This is a genomic window from Nostoc sp. ChiVER01 (assembly GCF_034531155.1).
In the GTDB taxonomy this organism is placed as follows: Bacteria; Cyanobacteriota; Cyanobacteriia; order Cyanobacteriales; family Nostocaceae; genus Nostoc.
In genome coordinates this window covers 72050-87522 of the sequence record NZ_JAVRBS010000028.1, presented here as the reverse complement: position 1 = coordinate 87522, position 15473 = coordinate 72050, and the positions used below count along the sequence as shown (strand labels likewise).

Annotated in this window: 11 protein-coding genes; 4 read left to right on the top strand and 7 right to left on the bottom strand. The window is 44.8% G+C overall.

What is annotated here, in order from left to right:
• The first annotated feature begins 172 nt into the window (after positions 1 to 172).
• Positions 173 to 892 carry a Crp/Fnr family transcriptional regulator gene (locus RMY00_RS28315; protein ID WP_100901811.1) on the top strand — a complete coding sequence of 240 codons (720 nt, stop codon included), beginning with the start codon at positions 173 to 175 and terminating at the stop codon, positions 890 to 892.
• An 80-nt stretch (positions 893 to 972) separates the two neighbouring features.
• Here the strand turns inward: RMY00_RS28315 and RMY00_RS28310 are convergent, their stop codons facing one another.
• The 7 genes from RMY00_RS28310 to RMY00_RS28280 all read right to left on the bottom strand — a co-directional run bounded on the left by RMY00_RS28310 (position 973) and on the right by RMY00_RS28280 (position 11360).
• Complete coding sequence (locus tag RMY00_RS28310) at positions 973 to 2019, bottom strand: PstS family phosphate ABC transporter substrate-binding protein (protein WP_322650726.1); 1047 nt, start codon at positions 2017 to 2019, stop codon at positions 973 to 975.
• A 118-nt stretch (positions 2020 to 2137) separates the two neighbouring features.
• A complete protein-coding gene (locus RMY00_RS28305; protein WP_322650725.1) occupies positions 2138 to 3133 on the bottom strand; it encodes a hypothetical protein in 996 nt (331 codons plus the stop codon).
• 113 nt (positions 3134 to 3246) lie between these two features.
• Positions 3247 to 5103, bottom strand: coding sequence for a phospholipase C (locus RMY00_RS28300; RefSeq protein WP_322650724.1), 1857 nt, complete (start codon positions 5101 to 5103; stop codon positions 3247 to 3249).
• A 967-nt stretch (positions 5104 to 6070) separates the two neighbouring features.
• The gene (locus RMY00_RS28295; protein ID WP_322650723.1) at positions 6071 to 7468 is read right to left on the bottom strand and encodes an ABC transporter substrate-binding protein; all 1398 of its coding nucleotides are present in this window, start codon (positions 7466 to 7468) and stop codon (positions 6071 to 6073) included.
• Positions 7469 to 7617: 149 nt separating this feature from the next.
• Positions 7618 to 8655, bottom strand: coding sequence for a PstS family phosphate ABC transporter substrate-binding protein (locus RMY00_RS28290; protein WP_322650722.1), 1038 nt, complete (start codon positions 8653 to 8655; stop codon positions 7618 to 7620).
• Positions 8656 to 8681: 26 nt separating this feature from the next.
• Positions 8682 to 10082 (bottom strand): serine/threonine-protein kinase, encoded by a 1401-nt coding sequence (locus RMY00_RS28285; protein WP_322650721.1) that lies wholly within the window; start codon positions 10080 to 10082, stop codon positions 8682 to 8684.
• A 264-nt stretch (positions 10083 to 10346) separates the two neighbouring features.
• Complete coding sequence (locus RMY00_RS28280; protein ID WP_322650720.1) at positions 10347 to 11360, bottom strand: LysR family transcriptional regulator; 1014 nt, start codon at positions 11358 to 11360, stop codon at positions 10347 to 10349.
• 212 nt (positions 11361 to 11572) lie between these two features.
• On the opposite strand from RMY00_RS28280, the gene RMY00_RS28275 reads away from it, so the two are divergent.
• The 3 genes from RMY00_RS28275 to RMY00_RS28265 all read left to right on the top strand — a co-directional run bounded on the left by RMY00_RS28275 (position 11573) and on the right by RMY00_RS28265 (position 15443).
• On the top strand, positions 11573 to 12295 hold the full coding sequence (locus RMY00_RS28275) for an NnrU family protein (RefSeq protein ID WP_322650719.1): 723 nt from the start codon (positions 11573 to 11575) through the stop codon (positions 12293 to 12295).
• Between the two features lie 415 nt (positions 12296 to 12710).
• Positions 12711 to 13097 (top strand): thioredoxin family protein, encoded by a 387-nt coding sequence (locus RMY00_RS28270; protein WP_322650718.1) that lies wholly within the window; start codon positions 12711 to 12713, stop codon positions 13095 to 13097.
• Between the two features lie 243 nt (positions 13098 to 13340).
• Positions 13341 to 15443, top strand: a complete 2103-nt coding sequence (locus RMY00_RS28265; protein ID WP_322650717.1) for an NAD(P)H-quinone oxidoreductase subunit 5 — start codon at positions 13341 to 13343, stop codon at positions 15441 to 15443.
• Positions 15444 to 15473: the final 30 nt, after the last annotated feature.

Genomic DNA, 15473 nt, shown 5'->3' with positions numbered 1-15473 from the left:
ACTACCATCATTGTACAGTAGGAAGTATAACAAAAGAGTAGAGAGTAATTTGCTTTCTATTCTTTGGATTGGCTGGCGCTGTTAGGCGTTATGCCTGCCTCGCCAACACAAAGACACTCCTTGCACCCTTTTACTTACGTCTTTGTCTTCAGCCGAACGCTCTTTGTTACCTATGCAATCTCCATCCTCCTTTTCTGAGGCATCACGGCCTTTTTTAACTTGGCAACGCATTCTTGACTGGGCTCAAGAACACTACCGCTGCCGTACCTTTAGCAAAGATGAGCGCATTCCAGCCCGGCCTGGATTGCTATATTTGGTGCAAAGGGGTGCGATCCGTATGGTAGGAACCGCCCAAGTTAGCGCGACTGCCAGCCAGCTAACGTCTCGACGAATTAACAGAACCCCAGAAGAAGCGTTCTTGGGTTTTGTGGGAGCGGGACAGCCATTTGAAATTGTTGCTCAATCACCATTCACACTCCAGTCCTACGCCCATGTTGACCAAACTGCGGTGTTGTGGATGTACTGGCATGACTTAGATAACTGGCCTCACTTCCGTCGTGAAGTTATGGATGCCTTTAGGTATCAGCACCAGCGTAAGCTACTGTGGCTGAGTGCCTTGGGACAACGCCGCACAATTGACCGACTCTTAGGATTTCTCACATTGTTAATTGAGGAATATGGAGAGCCAGCAATGAGCGACACTGATCCTGATGTGATTCGCGGCTATTGTCTGCCCTTCCCCCTCACCCATGCCCAAATTGGGAGCGCGATTGGTTCGACTCGTGTTACTGTCACCCGCTTGATGGGTAAGCTGCGCCAACGTGGCTTAATTCTGACTCAAGGCGATAACCTCATTTGCTTGCCAGCAGAATCGATTAATAGAGCTGGTTAAAGCACGGGTTCAGAGCGGCGATTTCCGCCACTCTGTCTTGAGCGCGATGGGCTACGCCCCGCCGGAAACGCTCGCAAGAGTCAGCGAATTTTGACAAACCCAGCTTGGGAAATGAGTTCCTGTCCCTGCTCAGTCAGCAGTAAGTTGGCGTAAGCGACACCCGCTTGCTGCTCAGTCTGACCATTCTGTTTGACCACCACAAACAGATTGCGGGTAATCGGATATTTTCCTGATTGGAAAGCCTCAATGTTCAATTTGTTCCGTTTACCAGGACATTCGGACGGGAGGACAGATGGTTCCTGGTATGGAGCAATATATTGCCCTTGCGTCCGCCCCAACGACAAGGCTTTGATTGAGCATTGAGGAATCACCTCTGGGGCAGAAGCGTAGTAGATACTACCAGGACTACCAGCCAATTTTTGCAAGGCTTGGGTGGTTGTGGAGATAAATTCCACATTGGGACTGAAAGGTTGACCACCCAAGATATCTTGGACAAAAAGTTCCACCGTACCACCATCAGTAATGCGGCGGGAATAGGGTTTAATCGGAATATTGGGGCCGCCCACCTGGCTCCAATTATTAATTTTGCCTGTGTAAATTAACTTTAATTGCTCTACTGTTAGCCCTTGGATGTTAAGGTTGGGGTTAACTGCAACTGCCAAACCATCAATTGCCACAGGAACTTGTTTTAAAGTGAACCCACGCTGCTGGGCACGGCTTAATTCCTGATCTAGAATTGGTCGGGAGGACTGGGCAAAAGCTAGTTGACCGTCTATCAGAGATTGAATGCCAGTGCCAGAACCAGGAGATGCATTACTAGGTTCTACATAGCGCAGCCGAAACTCTGGTCGCGCGGCTTGAAGTGCTGGATCAACTACCAGCCGAATCGGTGCCCAAGATGTACTGCCACCGTAATTAAATAATCCTGTAGGAACATCCTGTATTGAAGTGAAAGTATTGCCACTAGGCTGTTCTGATGGAGTTTGGGGCGTTTTGCTGCTACTAGAATTAATTGTATTTAAGTTAACACCAGACTTTTTAGTAAACCACCAAAAACCGCCAGCTATTAGCCCAACCGTAATCAGTATTGATAATACAAGAATAGTTGTTTCATTTTTTTGAGACATAGTAAATTCCCCCGTTTCCATTCAATATAAGTGCTTGATAGGTTCTTGCTACTTGAGATTGTATTTGGAGTACAGGTGTTTTATTCACAAATTTTGATACCCTTATACTTGGTTGAAATTACTCAAGGAACGGACTCAGAAGAAGTCCTCCCCGGAAATAGTTCGCATTTAATCCGCGATCGAGCTTGAGTAGGGAACCTTTCCCCAGATGGCGATTAAAAATGTCGCCGTAGTTGCCTACAGATGCAAGAACGCGGCGCTGCCATTCTTTGTCAAGACCTAAATCTGGTGCGGAGATTGGCATTGCCCCAGCGCCGCCCGCATACCAGTGTGTTTCCGGCCTCTCTGCATTGATCAATGTATTAACTGTCCAGGCGACGATCGCTGACCACTGGGCATCCTCGGTTCCGGTGGCGGCGATTACCGGAAAGATCGTCAACGACTCTGGGAGGATGCGGCTCGATAATCGGTTTACCCCAGAGTCGAGGCGGATTTTTGCAAGGGTCGTGATCTCACCGCCGATTGCCTGGCAATTTTGCACGTTGTATGTATCGATCATCTCCCCATCCTCAGAGAACGGCCGACGTAACCAGTTTTTGTGGAGCGCACCAAAGTAAGCCGTGAGGCTCCGCTCAACCGAACTGCCAATCATAAAGCAGATGCTTTCTTTACCCAGGTCGCTGAGGTGGTGTGCAGCCGAGGTGGACGCCACCATTACCGCATTAGATTCTACAAAGACAGTAGGGCCAGGCAGCAGCTTACCAGCCAATTTCTGCTCCTCAATTTCCGACCCAGTGAGGAAGTATACGTCATCCTGTTGGTTACGCACCGCGTCAAAGTCTTTCGGTGTCTCATACTGATGATATTCGATGCGGTCAGAAGCTCCTAGCACGGCGGCGGCGATCGCACGGCAGATATCGACGTTTAGACCACTCCAGCCACCTGACTCGGCGGAAGTTGCTAGACCCGCCCGTTCGACACTACCACAGCGAACCACATTGTGTTCCTTGACACGTTTGATGACCGAACCCGCCTGAGCATCGGAAATCGAACAGCAGACACCAAATAGAGTCAGGAAGACTAACACAAAGCGCATGAATTGGGAATTGGGCATTGGGCATTGGGCATTGGTATCAATAACTAAATCGGCGGGGGGTGGTCACTGAGCTTGCCGAAGTGTTATCCCTCCCATCCCAACAAGAGGGGTGGGAAGGATAGCTAATTTTTTTAAGGGTTAGCTGCTGGATAGGTGCTTGGTAGCGCGTTGAAGCCTTTGGGAATTTTGTTAACTATCCCCTGGCGCTTGTCCTCTGGCGTAATCCCGATCGCCCGGCAGCCTTTACCGCCGTAGTGCGGTAGTGTCTTTACTACATTATCTGGAATCTTCGCAAAGGAGGCTGGCAGTGGCGGCGAGACACCGAGCAGGCGCTTCGGATCGAAGCCCGACAGCAAGCTGTCAGTGATCGGCGAATTGATGTCGCGTGGGCCGAGGTATTTCTGCTGGAATCCTGGCGGCCCGAATTTGTTGAACTCTGGGGAGTTGCCAGCAGCGAGTGCCTGTGCTTCATCGGGCAAACTAGCAAGGGCAGGCAAACCAAAGATCGTGTTGATTGTCTCGATCACCGAGTTGTGATCGCCCTCGACGTGCGAGACTGCGTGCGTCCGGGCATAGGGTGAAATGAGGATCAGTGGTACACGGATACCACGGGAGAGGGGCAGCCCATCAGGGCCATAGGACAAGATCCTTGGTGGTACATGGTCGTAGAAGCCATCAGACTCGTCATAAGTAATGATAATGGCACTCTGCTGCCAAATTTCTGGATTTGACGCGATCGCGTTGATCGTCCTAGCTGCCATCGCTTCACTGAGTTGGCGATCGGTGTAGGCCGGATGGTCGTCATCACCTGACTTCGCGGCATTAATTGCGGCGATTTCATCCGCAGGTGTGTTGGGGTTCGTGATCGGCGGCTTCAGCCCCTGCTGGTTTGTATAGCCGCCACGAATGTAGAACACGCCGCTTTTGGGCAACGAATTGTTGGCTATGTCGCTAAAAAAGTCATTCAGCCCACGGAGGTTTTTGCTCACCTGCGGCGTGTTGGCAATATAGCCGAAATACTGTGCGCCGTTGTGATGGCTGACATAGGCATTATGCGAAGCAATGCCGTTGGTATCGGTCGGTTCGAGATCGTAGCCTTCCTGATACCAGCGCCAATTGATCGGCTCAGTCTTGAGTTTGTCGATATATGAGATATCCTTTTGGATGTCAACTAGGTCAAATAAAGGATTCTTGTTATTAGCCAAGACCGACTTAATATCACGCCCCTGGAAGGTGAGTGGCAGACTGGCGAAGGTCAGATTTGAGGAAATGTTGTTATCAGCGTAGCTCTCTTTTGCACCAGCCGGTTGCTTGTTATCTGTGGTTATGTCGAACTGGGAGCCATAAAAGGGCTGTGGGTCGTTGACCAAGGGTATACCCTGCGTTATGCCACTGTGGCTGCCCACGGTGTAAGATTGGCCATTTGCACCGTGCTTAACCCACTGTGTTTCACCCGACTGCCCTGCTAGCATCGCTACTGCATTCGGGGTTGAAGGCGTGTCTTCAGTTGCAAAGATGTTATCAAAGACTGTGAAGCGACTAGCCCACTTCCAGAAAAATGGAATGGTATCGCAGTCAATGTGCGACATCACAAGGCGTGCGAACTGCTTGCCCTCAGCAATATTGGCTTCTCCACCCTTCGACGCGAAGCGTGTGTACTCGTCATAGGCGAACCGATCCATCTGTGGCTTGCCGTCTACAACATGGAGCTTGGCTGCCAGTCCCGTGTGCGAGTGGTCAACGCTGTCAACGGCGTTGGCGTTCTGTTCAGTTCCGATTCGGAATGGCTGAACTGTTACGGTTGTGCCGTTGGCATCGGTATAGGTCTGGGTGAAACCTGGCGTTTTCTCCGGGTCACGAGGCTTTTGTCCATCTGAGTAGAGTCCGTTAACACCGGGCAATGTGCCATACTCGTTGTCGAAAGAGTGGTTCTCGTTAAAGATGACGAAGACGTATTTTATCCGCTCCTGAAGCAGCCTTGTGAGCAATTTTGGTGATAGCTGGGGTTCCTTGCTTGGATCGTTTAAGTATCGTGCTACGTCTGGCGTTGCATTTGGCTGAGTTGTGACCGTTGAGTTTGCTGGCGAAGCTTTGTGTGCAGAAGACTCCTCTGCGATCGCCGAACCGAGAAACATAGACGGTGCGATTGACCAGGGAAGTAGCAAGAGTGTTAAAACAAAATAGAATTTCGTAAATTGTCTCAAAGCACATCTCCTTAGTAATTTCTATCCAGCTACGCTATGCGGAATTCATTTTTATATACTGCAAGCATTTGATTGATTTAGAATAGGTATTTTGGTTACGCTTTGCTTTATTGGTTCCGAACTCTATTAAAAATTAATATCTTTTAAGATAAGCAAAATCATGCTCTAATTTAACCTTTTTGCTTTCTTCTTAGCCAAAAACCGATGTTAGAAAAATTAGTGTTCCAGCAAAAGGTTGAGGCTCAGGAACAGGCTCAATTTTAACGAATTTAACGGCAGTAATACCCGAAATTTGAACATTTACAAAGTCGCTATTGTCCAAAAATTTTCTCTTATTGGTACTACCAGTCCCTGTTATATAGCTGTCAAAATTCAGTTATAAACTGTACAAATTATTGTTTTTATCTGTCAGTAAGCCTGCGTCTGAAAAAGCAAGTATATTCTCTTTAATGTAAGCTGTATTGTCAGCCAAACTGTTGGATAATATTCGAGCGTCATTGCGTTAGCGAAGCCCATTGCGTTAGCGAAGCCCATTGCGTTAGCGTAGCGGGGCGTTCGCTTTTAGCGTCTCGCAGAGAAGCCCATTGTGAATTGGTATTATTCCTACCTCACCAGTTGCTAAAAATCCTCACTTCTATAATTTTGTTACCTGAAAATTAATGAAAAGTTAAGAAAAAGCTAACAAAACCAAACTATATAAATAAAGATAAACTAAGCTAAAACATTCATGGCTTCTAATTTTCTTCGGTGATTATCGCACTGGTTCAAAGTCATAACCCGTGCGTGAGCGAGAACCAGGAACAATTTTTACAAGTTGGACTGGCGCATTGCGATCGCCTGATGCTAAAAACCGAATTGTACCAGAAGCACCAGTGGCAGAAAAGTCAGAGGATAAAAGTGCTTGTTGGACTCCAGAACGTGTAGGATTGCGTTTTAATGCCTCAATCAGAGCTACAGTGGCATCATAGCTAAGGGCACTTCGCCAACTCACATCACCGCCCCATAACTGCCGAGATTTTTGAGGAAAATCTGACTTGGGAGCGCCATCAATATGCCAGGGAACTGCCAATACCATTCCCACAGCTTGCTCTCTACCAATTTCTAAAGTTTTAGCGGTGTAAACATCATCTCCCGCCAGCAGAGTTAATTTTTTCTGATTAATCTGAATTACTTGCAGCGCTTTATCAAGAGTTTCAGTGTTAGCAGCCAACATCAACACTTCTGCACCTTGCTTAGTTGCTTGTTCTACACTTTTAACCGCACTAAAATTCACCTGAGACAAATCAAATTCGCTAGATACTTGTCCACCCTCTAGGGAAACTGATGAGACAAACTCCGACTTTAAAGACTGGCTATAGTTACTCTGAGAATTAAAGAAAATTACTGCATTTTTTTTCTGCAAGGTTCTTACCATGTAGTTGGCTAAACTTCTAGCAGCCATAAAATCACTGGGAACCGTGCGAAAAACGTAGTGGCTAAAGTTAGAAATTTTTACAGATGTACTGGTAGGGGAAATTGCTACAAGTTGTCCTGAAGTATAAATAGTACCTGCGGCTAAGGTAGAATCGCTAGTATTCGGCCCAACTACACCTAATACTTCTGAATTACTGACTAAGTTGGAAGCGATTTGCTTGGCTATTTCTGGATTGTCGTCGTCGTTAGCTATCCCTATTTTTAACGGTACTCCCTTAACTCCTCCAGAGGTATTAATTTCATTTTGGGCTTGAGCGATACCACGTAAAATTTCTAAAGCAGCATTGGGGTCAGTGCCCAATGGTACAGAAGCCATAATGGTGTAGCTCTGGGAAGAACCAATGCGGGCATTGTTCAAAAAAATAAGCGTTTCTGGATCGTTACGGTTGAGTTTTAAGGCATCTGTAAAATTAGCGATCGCTTTATCATAACTTTTAGCTGCGATCGCCTGTACTCCTTCTTTTTTAACTGGAGAGATATCACCCAAAGTTAAGGATTTTTCCCCAAAACTAATGCGGTCTTGTAAGGATGGATTGCTATCTGTTTCTGGATTTTGAGTGATACTATTACTAAATTTGACCCCATTGTTAGTAAACCACCAAATACTACCGCCAACTATTCCAACGGTCAACAGCAGGGTCAAAGCTAAAATTTTAGTTTCATTCTTTTGTGACATGAACAAATTTAATAAGATAAAAATGTTTATTATTTGTAGAACTTACGTTTGGAAGTAAAAAGGAACCATTCCAGATGCACGATAAATAAAAATTTAATAAAGTTGTATAAACCCTAATTTGATTATTTGGCTAAATTTAGCAATTTGGTTCATTTAATTCTGACAAATCCAGCTTTTTCGATCAGTTGTTGACTTTGAGGTGTCAGAAGCCAATTTGCATAAGCTTCTCCAGCTTGCTGATCTGTTTGACCATTCTGTTTAACTATTACAAATAAATTGCGAGTAATTGCATAATCACCACTACGAAACGCCTGACTATTCAACTGGTTACGTTTATTGGGACATTCAGATTGAGGTACAAGGGGTTCTTGGTAGGGAGGCACAAATTGACTACTTGTCCGCCCTAGTGGTAGAGTTTTAATCATACACTGGGGTACAACCTCTGGCGCAGAAGCATAGTAAATTCCACCAGGACTTGCAGCTACTTTTCGTACTGCTTCTGTGGTCGTACTAATGTAATTAACGTTGTTACCAAAATTCTCTTTATTTAAAACATTTTCCACAAAGAACTCAACTGTTCCTCCAGCTTCTTTACTGCGAGAGTAAACTGTAATTGGTAAATTTGGCCCATTCACCTGTTGCCAATTAGTAATTTTGCCAGTGTAGATATTTTTTAGTTGGGCGATAGTTAAACCAGAAACATTAAGATTTTGGTTAACTGCGATCGCAATTCCATCAATCGCTACCGAAATCTCTTTCAAACTAAATCCTTTTTGTTTAGCTTCAGCATTTTCTTCAGCTTTAACTGAGCGAGAAGATTGAGAAAAAGCTAGTTGATTATCTATCAACATCCGAATCCCAGTTCCAGATCCTGGTTGACCTGAAGGAGGTTGAGTATAGCGTAAAGTAAATTGAGGACACAGGCTTTTTAGTACAGAGTCTACGTCTTTACGAATGGGTGCCCAGGTTGTGCTACCACCATAGTTGAACGTTCCCTCTGGGAGATTTGGCACGTTACATTTGTTGGGGTTTGTAGCATTATCTGTGGTGCTATTCCCCAAAGGTTTAGTAACAGTTCCATTTAATTGCGCCCACCGTTCCATAAAAAACCATAAGCCACTAAAGATTAAGCCAATGGTGATGACAGCAGCTAAGAAAAGGCTAAGTGTTTCGTTTTTCTGAGACATAGTTAGCTGTTAGCACCAAAAGTTTTTTAAAGTAAGAGAGATAATAATTTATAAATAAGCCGAAATACGGCTGTTAAAGAAATGGCTACTAAGGCTGCTGCAACTGATAAAATTACTACTGCCTTAATGCCAAGCCCTCCCTGTAAAAAAGGGAGAAAAAAAATAATCGCAAAACTAATTGTTGGAATAATTAATAAATCGAACTTTTCAATCCATCGCCTAGTTTGGGCAAATATCAGTATCCCCAAAATCACACATGCAACAGTGAAACTAACTATTGGTGATTTTACTAGACTGAAGAGAGCGATCGCAATTAATGCCCCTTCAAATCCACTAAATGCCGCCCCACCTAACAATTCCACTGTCGAAAACGCTGGTTGAGTTGGTGAAGGGCGGGGGACGACGGGACTAGAACTAGGTGGTTGTGGTGGAAGTGTTACAGAAGGCGAATTAAGTTGTGTAGAAGCATGAGCCGCCTGTGAGTTAAGTGCATCTAAAACCTCTTGGGCTGACTGAAAACGCTGATTAGCAGCAGGTAGCAGCATCTTGTCTAATATATCAGCAAGGCGAGGGCTGACAGTTACTTGTGATCGCCATTTCCACTGATTGCTATAGGCATCAAATAATTGAACTGCTTCTTTATTTGTCAACAAAATAATAATAGTTACAGCCAAAGCGTATAAATCCGTAGATGGAAATACTTGACCCCCAGCCATCTGCTCAGGCGGTGCAAATCCCATAGAATAAATTCCTGTGGAAGAAGCAGCAGAACCAAGTGCAACATTTGTTACTTGCTTAACTGCGCCAAAATCTAGGAGAAAAAGTCTACCATCACGACGGCGCATGATGTTAGAGGGTTTAATATCTCTGTGAATAATGCCTCTATGATGGACAAACTTTAGCACCTTCAGGATTTCTTGCAGCACTTCCAACACCTGCTGTTCAGAAAACTTGCCTTGTTGAACTAATTCTTCCTCTAAGTTTTGCCCATCAATGTATTCTTGTACCAAGTAAAAAAACTGGTCTTGCTCTCCTGGTTGTAAACCATTAACTATTACTGGAAAGAAAGCAAACAAGTCAGGTATTTGCTCGTGATCGTTACCCAGTTGTGATAAAACTTCTGCCTCTCTCTCAAACATCAACTGTGCTTGTTGCAGTTGATTTAGGCTTAAATTTCCCGCAGGCTGAAACTGCTTTACTACGCATTGGCGCATTCCCGGTATTCGGCGATCGCGTGCCAAAAAGGCTGCTCCAAATCCCCCCCTTCCCAGCAGCTTTACGGGCACATATCGACCATCTAACAGCAATGGCATACCACAGCTAGTACAGTATTTTTGCTGCGTTGTTTTCAGCGTCGTAATATCATCTAAATCGGCAAAATAGTTTTGTGGGCGTGGGCAACGTGGACGAGTACAGTAAACTTCCATTTTTGTGATTAGTCATTAGTCAAAATAATTCGTAATTGATAATACGTAATTCCTTTAAATTACATAGAAACTCAACTTCTTTATCAAGAGCAGGAAACTTTTTTACTGATGTCAAATTCTTAGCTTGCCTACGTTACGTTAGGCGAAAAGCTATGAAATAATAATTACCAATTACGAATTACGAATTATTTGTTCATTGGTCATTCACAAAAGACATAGTACAAATGACGTAGACGCCTTAAGGGTAGGACTAATCACCAAATTTTAGTCTTCGGCGGCAGAGGTAGACGTCGCTATATCTAATGTAGATATTACTATGGTTTTTTGTGCTAATGTTAACACATCTTGACTCCATCCAGGATTAGCAAACTGAGGCAAAATTTCCCGACTAAAAGCTTCTGCGGCCTTGGATCTATAGCGATTAGGATTAAAAATCAGCCACAGTGTCCGTTTGACAACAACGCCTTCAATGGGGGTACGATGCAGAACACCCATTTGTAACTCTTTAGCGATCGCGCTAGTTGAAACAAAGGCAGCGCCCAAACCAGATTGCACAGCATTTTTAATTGCTTCAATGGAATTTAATTCCATTTCAACCTTAAAACGTCTGGTATCAATTTCACAGCGTGCTAATACTTGGTCAATTACTTTGCGGATAGTAGATTGGGAATCTAGGGCAATGAATTGTAATTTATATAGGTCATCTTTTTGAATTTTTTCTAGTTTGCTAAAGGGATGAAAGACAGGTAGGATTAGCGCTAGTTCGTCTTCAGCATAAGAAAGAACTTCCAAGGATTCTGATAATTCACCAGGAATTTCACCGCCGATAATTGCCAAATCAACTTGTCCGTTAGCGACACTCCAAGCAGTCCGCCGGGTAGAGTGGACGTGTAATTGCACTGCCACATCTGGATATTTTTGTCGGAACATACCGATCATCTTGGGCAAAAGATAAGTACCGGTGGTTTGAGAAGCACCAACAATTAAAGTACCGCCTTGGAGATTTTGTAAATCCTCGATCGCGCGGCAGGTTTCCTGACACAGACTGAGGATTTTTTCACCGTAACTTAGGAGTAGATGCCCTGCTTCAGTTAATTGGGCGCGTCGTCCTCCCCGATCAAATAGGGGGACATCTAGCTGCCGTTCAAGATTTTGCACTTGCAAGCTGACGGCAGGTTGAGAAACGTAAAGACTATCAGCGGCACGCTTGAAGCTTCCTTCTTGGGCGATCGCTTTTAAAATACGTAACTGATCTAAAGTGAAAGGAAGGTCAGACATAAGGCTCAAACCACAAACTTTGAAAGGAGCGGATGCACACAATAAATCAGGTTTGGCAACAATCAGCCAGGTATGATTTGTTGCAGATTAAACTTGAACACTTGACTCGAAAAAGACAGAAGCACAACATCTTGACTAAAGTCTCCCTTTGAATACTTTGTGGTATTGGTTGTACTGAGTTCCATTTTCTTTAAATTATTTCACCCGTGTATATGCTGTTGATTTCTTGGTTGACACCCAGTCATTTTGTCATGCTGGGGCTACAAATAGTTTTTGCGATCGCTCACAGTGGAGGCGCTGCTTTGCGTCCAAGGGCAGAAAAATATATTGGCCCAAGGCTTTATCGCGTTCTCTTTGCATTAGTCAGCCTACCGTTGGCTGTGATATTAATTATTTACTTTTTTGGGCATCGATATGATGGTTTGCAACTTTGGCAGGTACAAGGAGTACCAGGAGTGCGAGAATTTGTTTGGCTGCTGTCAGCTATCTCGTTTTTATTTTTATATCCTGCTACCTTCAATCTACTAGAAATTGCTGCCATTCAAAAGCCCCAAGTTCATCTCTATGAAACAGGAATTATTCGGATTACCCGTCATCCTCAGATGGTAGGACAAATAATTTGGTGTATTGCCCATACTCTGTGGCTGGGTACTACCTTTACCCTTGTGACTTCTATTGGATTGGTGTTGCATCACTTGTTTGGAGTTTGGCATGGCGATCGCCGTTTAAGCGATCGCTATGGGGAAGCCTTTGAAATTGCCAAACAACGGACTTCAATTATTCCCTTTAAAGCAATTATCGACGGACGTCAATCTATCAAATGGCGGGAATTTATTCGCCCTTCCTATTTAGGAGTTGCCATTTTTATAGTTTTGCTTTGGTTGTCACACCCTCTGTTGCTGGAAGCAACTAGTAAGATAAGATGGGAAATCTAGGCGATCCCCAGTGTCAACAGAAAATCCAAAATAGATGAGGATTTCAGCTTATCAATTGCCCTAAATCAATGTAGGATAAATTCAAACATCTATCGATGGGGGTGGTCTGAGTCGAGTTAAAATTTTAAATTGGTAGTTATTGGTTAGTTGCTTTTCCTTGGGGAAAAATGTCATATTCAGTCAGATCCCCAGGTGGCCATGGCAATCAGGAGCCTAACATCCAAAAAAGCCACCGTGAGAGTGGCGCTGGCTTTTATTATCAGAGACACATCAATACGCTCAATTTTTACCTAATTATTCTGTGTCTTGAGATTTGGTTCCTGAAAGCATCCATCGGCAGTTACTGACTTGCCAATCTTTCACTTCAATGCTGATAGGTAGTTTAATATAAAAACCTTATAATCCAAGAGGCGTCATGGTGTTGTCGGTTAGTGAGCGGACATTTACTCAAGAAGTTTTAGAATCACCTATTCCTGTTTTAGTTAATTTTGAAGCACCTTGGTGTGGCTTGTGTCGGATTATCCATCCACTTTTATTGCAATTTCAAGCCCAATGTGGGGAAGAAATTAAATTAGTTGGGGTTAACGCCGATCAAAATTTTAAATTGTCAACTACTTATAGGCTCAAATCACTACCCACTTTACTATTGATTGAAAATGGCACTATTCGCCATCGCTTGGAATGCTTTCGCGGTAGAGAAGATTTACGTCTAGCTTTAGAAGACATTAAAGCTAGGTACACTAGTAGCTCTAAAATTTACAAAAGTTCAAAAACAGTGGACTTAGAGTATCGGTCAGCTTGATGGATATTGGGCATGGGGCATGGGGCATAGGGCATAGGGCTAATGACCAATGACTTTTGACTCTCGACTTCCCCGTTCGCGCAGCGTCCCGTAGGGAAGGGGCTGACTAATGACCAAATCTAAAACCATGCTTAATACCCCACCCAATCAGTCTTGGGTGGGTTATTTTATCCTAAAGGGTGTAGTCACAATTATTAACAGTTTCGACACGCTAATCAAGAATTTTAAAAGTAGGCGTCAGTGATGGAAGTAATCTATCAGTATGCCTGGCTGATTCCGGTGTTCCCTCTTCTTGGGGCAATGCTGGTCGGTCTAGGGTTAATCTCGTTGAATCAGGTAACAAACCGCCTCCGCCAGCTTAATGCTGTGGTGATTATCTCCATGATGGCAGCAGCTATGGGGCTGTCGTTTGCCTTGCTCTGGAGTCAAATTCAAGGACACCCGTCTTATATTCGCACCTTTGAGTGGGCGGCGGCAGGTAGTTTTCACCTGAGCATGGGCTACACTATTGACCACCTAACAGCCCTAATGCTGGTGATTGTCACAACGGTAGCCTGCTTAGTCATGGTTTACACCGATGGCTACATGGCTCACGATCCCGGTTACGTGAGGTTTTACGCCTATCTCAGTTTGTTTGGCTCCTCAATGTTAGGTCTGGTGGTCAGCCCCAACCTAGTACAGATTTATATATTCTGGGAACTGGTCGGGATGTGTTCCTACTTGCTGGTCGGTTTTTGGTACGATCGCAAGTCAGCAGCAGATGCCGCTCAAAAAGCGTTTGTGACCAACCGGGTAGGCGACTTTGGTCTGTTACTCGGTATTTTAGGGCTGTTCTGGGCAACAGGAAGCTTTGATTTTAATATCATGGGCGATCGCCTCGCCCAACTTGTCGAATCAGGTTCTATCAGCAATTTTCTCGCTGTCCTGTTTGCGATTTTAGTTTTCTTAGGCCCAGTTGCAAAATCAGCCCAATTTCCTCTCCACGTCTGGCTACCAGATGCGATGGAAGGCCCCACCCCCATTTCTGCCTTGATTCACGCGGCAACAATGGTGGCGGCTGGTGTTTTCCTGATTGCCCGGATGTACCCAGTATTTGAAGACGTTCCAGCCGCAATGAATGTCATTGCTTTTACTGGGGCGTTTACGGCGTTTTTGGGGGCAACCATTGCCATTACCCAAAACGACATCAAAAAAGGCTTGGCTTATTCCACCATTTCCCAACTTGGTTACATGGTGATGGCAATGGGAATAGGTTCCTACAGTGCTGGACTATTCCACCTGATGACCCACGCCTATTTCAAGGCGATGCTGTTCTTGGGTTCAGGTTCTGTAATTCACGGTATGGAAGGTGTCGTTGGACACGACCCCGCCTTAGCGCAAGATATGCGCTTGATGGGTGGACTGCGGAAGTATATGCCGATCACAGCAACTACCTTTTTGATTGGTTGCTTGGCAATTTCCGGTATCCCGCCCTTTGCTGGTTTCTGGTCAAAAGATGAAATTTTAGGGAAGGCTTTTGAAGCTAACCCACTCCTCTGGTTTATCGGTTGGCTAACTGCCGGGATTACTGCTTTTTATATGTTTAGAATGTATTTCTCGACATTTGAAGGCAAATTCCGGGGTACTGACGAAAAAATCAAGGAAAAACTTAAGAAAGCTGCGGCGACAATTGTCCTGGAATTAGAGTCAGAAGAACCAGTCCCGAATTTTGGGCCTGGGGCGATGAAGAAAGGAGAATTGGCGGCAACAAGTCAGCATCATGATTCCCATGACTCCCACGGGCATCACAGCGACTCTCCCCACGAATCGCCGTGGACAATGACGCTGCCGTTGGCACTGTTGGCTGTGCCTTCGATTTTGATTGGTTTGGTGGGAACTCCTTACGCCAATTATTTTGAAGAGTTTATCTTTCCTCCTAGCGAAACTCTCTCCGAAGTTATAGAAAAGGCTTCCGAGTTCAATCCGACGGAATTCTACATCATGGCAGGTGCCTCAGTGGGAATTTCTTTGGTTGCGATTACCTTAGCTTCGCTGATGTATTTGGGTCGTAAAATTGATCCGGCTGCGATCGCTGCTAAAATCCAACCACTTTATGAGTTATCCCTCAACAAGTGGTATTTTGATGACATTTACCATCGGGTTTTTGTCCTCGGCTTGCGTCGCGTAGCCAGACAAGTTATGGAAGTTGACTTCCGCGTTGTCGATGGTGCTGTTAACCTCACAGGCTTTTTCACCCTTGTTAGCGGTGAAGGTCTGAAGTACCTAGAAAACGGTCGCGCTCAATTCTATGCCTTGATTGTATTTGGGGCTGTTTTGGGTTTAGTGATTGTTTTTGGTGTTACCTGATTTTTATAGGGGTGGGCGATCGTCCACCCC

Coding starts and splice junctions, on each gene's coding strand:
- RMY00_RS28315 (WP_100901811.1), top strand. CDS start 173: ATGCAATCTCCATCCTCCTTTTCTGAGGCATCACGGCCTTTTTTAACT.
- RMY00_RS28310 (WP_322650726.1), bottom strand. CDS start 2,019: ATGTCTCAAAAAAATGAAACAACTATTCTTGTATTATCAATACTGATT.
- RMY00_RS28305 (WP_322650725.1), bottom strand. CDS start 3,133: ATGCCCAATTCCCAATTCATGCGCTTTGTGTTAGTCTTCCTGACTCTA.
- RMY00_RS28295 (WP_322650723.1), bottom strand. CDS start 7,468: ATGTCACAAAAGAATGAAACTAAAATTTTAGCTTTGACCCTGCTGTTG.
- RMY00_RS28290 (WP_322650722.1), bottom strand. CDS start 8,655: ATGTCTCAGAAAAACGAAACACTTAGCCTTTTCTTAGCTGCTGTCATC.
- RMY00_RS28285 (WP_322650721.1), bottom strand. CDS start 10,082: ATGGAAGTTTACTGTACTCGTCCACGTTGCCCACGCCCACAAAACTAT.
- RMY00_RS28280 (WP_322650720.1), bottom strand. CDS start 11,360: ATGTCTGACCTTCCTTTCACTTTAGATCAGTTACGTATTTTAAAAGCG.
- RMY00_RS28275 (WP_322650719.1), top strand. CDS start 11,573: ATGCTGTTGATTTCTTGGTTGACACCCAGTCATTTTGTCATGCTGGGG.
- RMY00_RS28270 (WP_322650718.1), top strand. CDS start 12,711: ATGGTGTTGTCGGTTAGTGAGCGGACATTTACTCAAGAAGTTTTAGAA.
- RMY00_RS28265 (WP_322650717.1), top strand. CDS start 13,341: ATGGAAGTAATCTATCAGTATGCCTGGCTGATTCCGGTGTTCCCTCTT.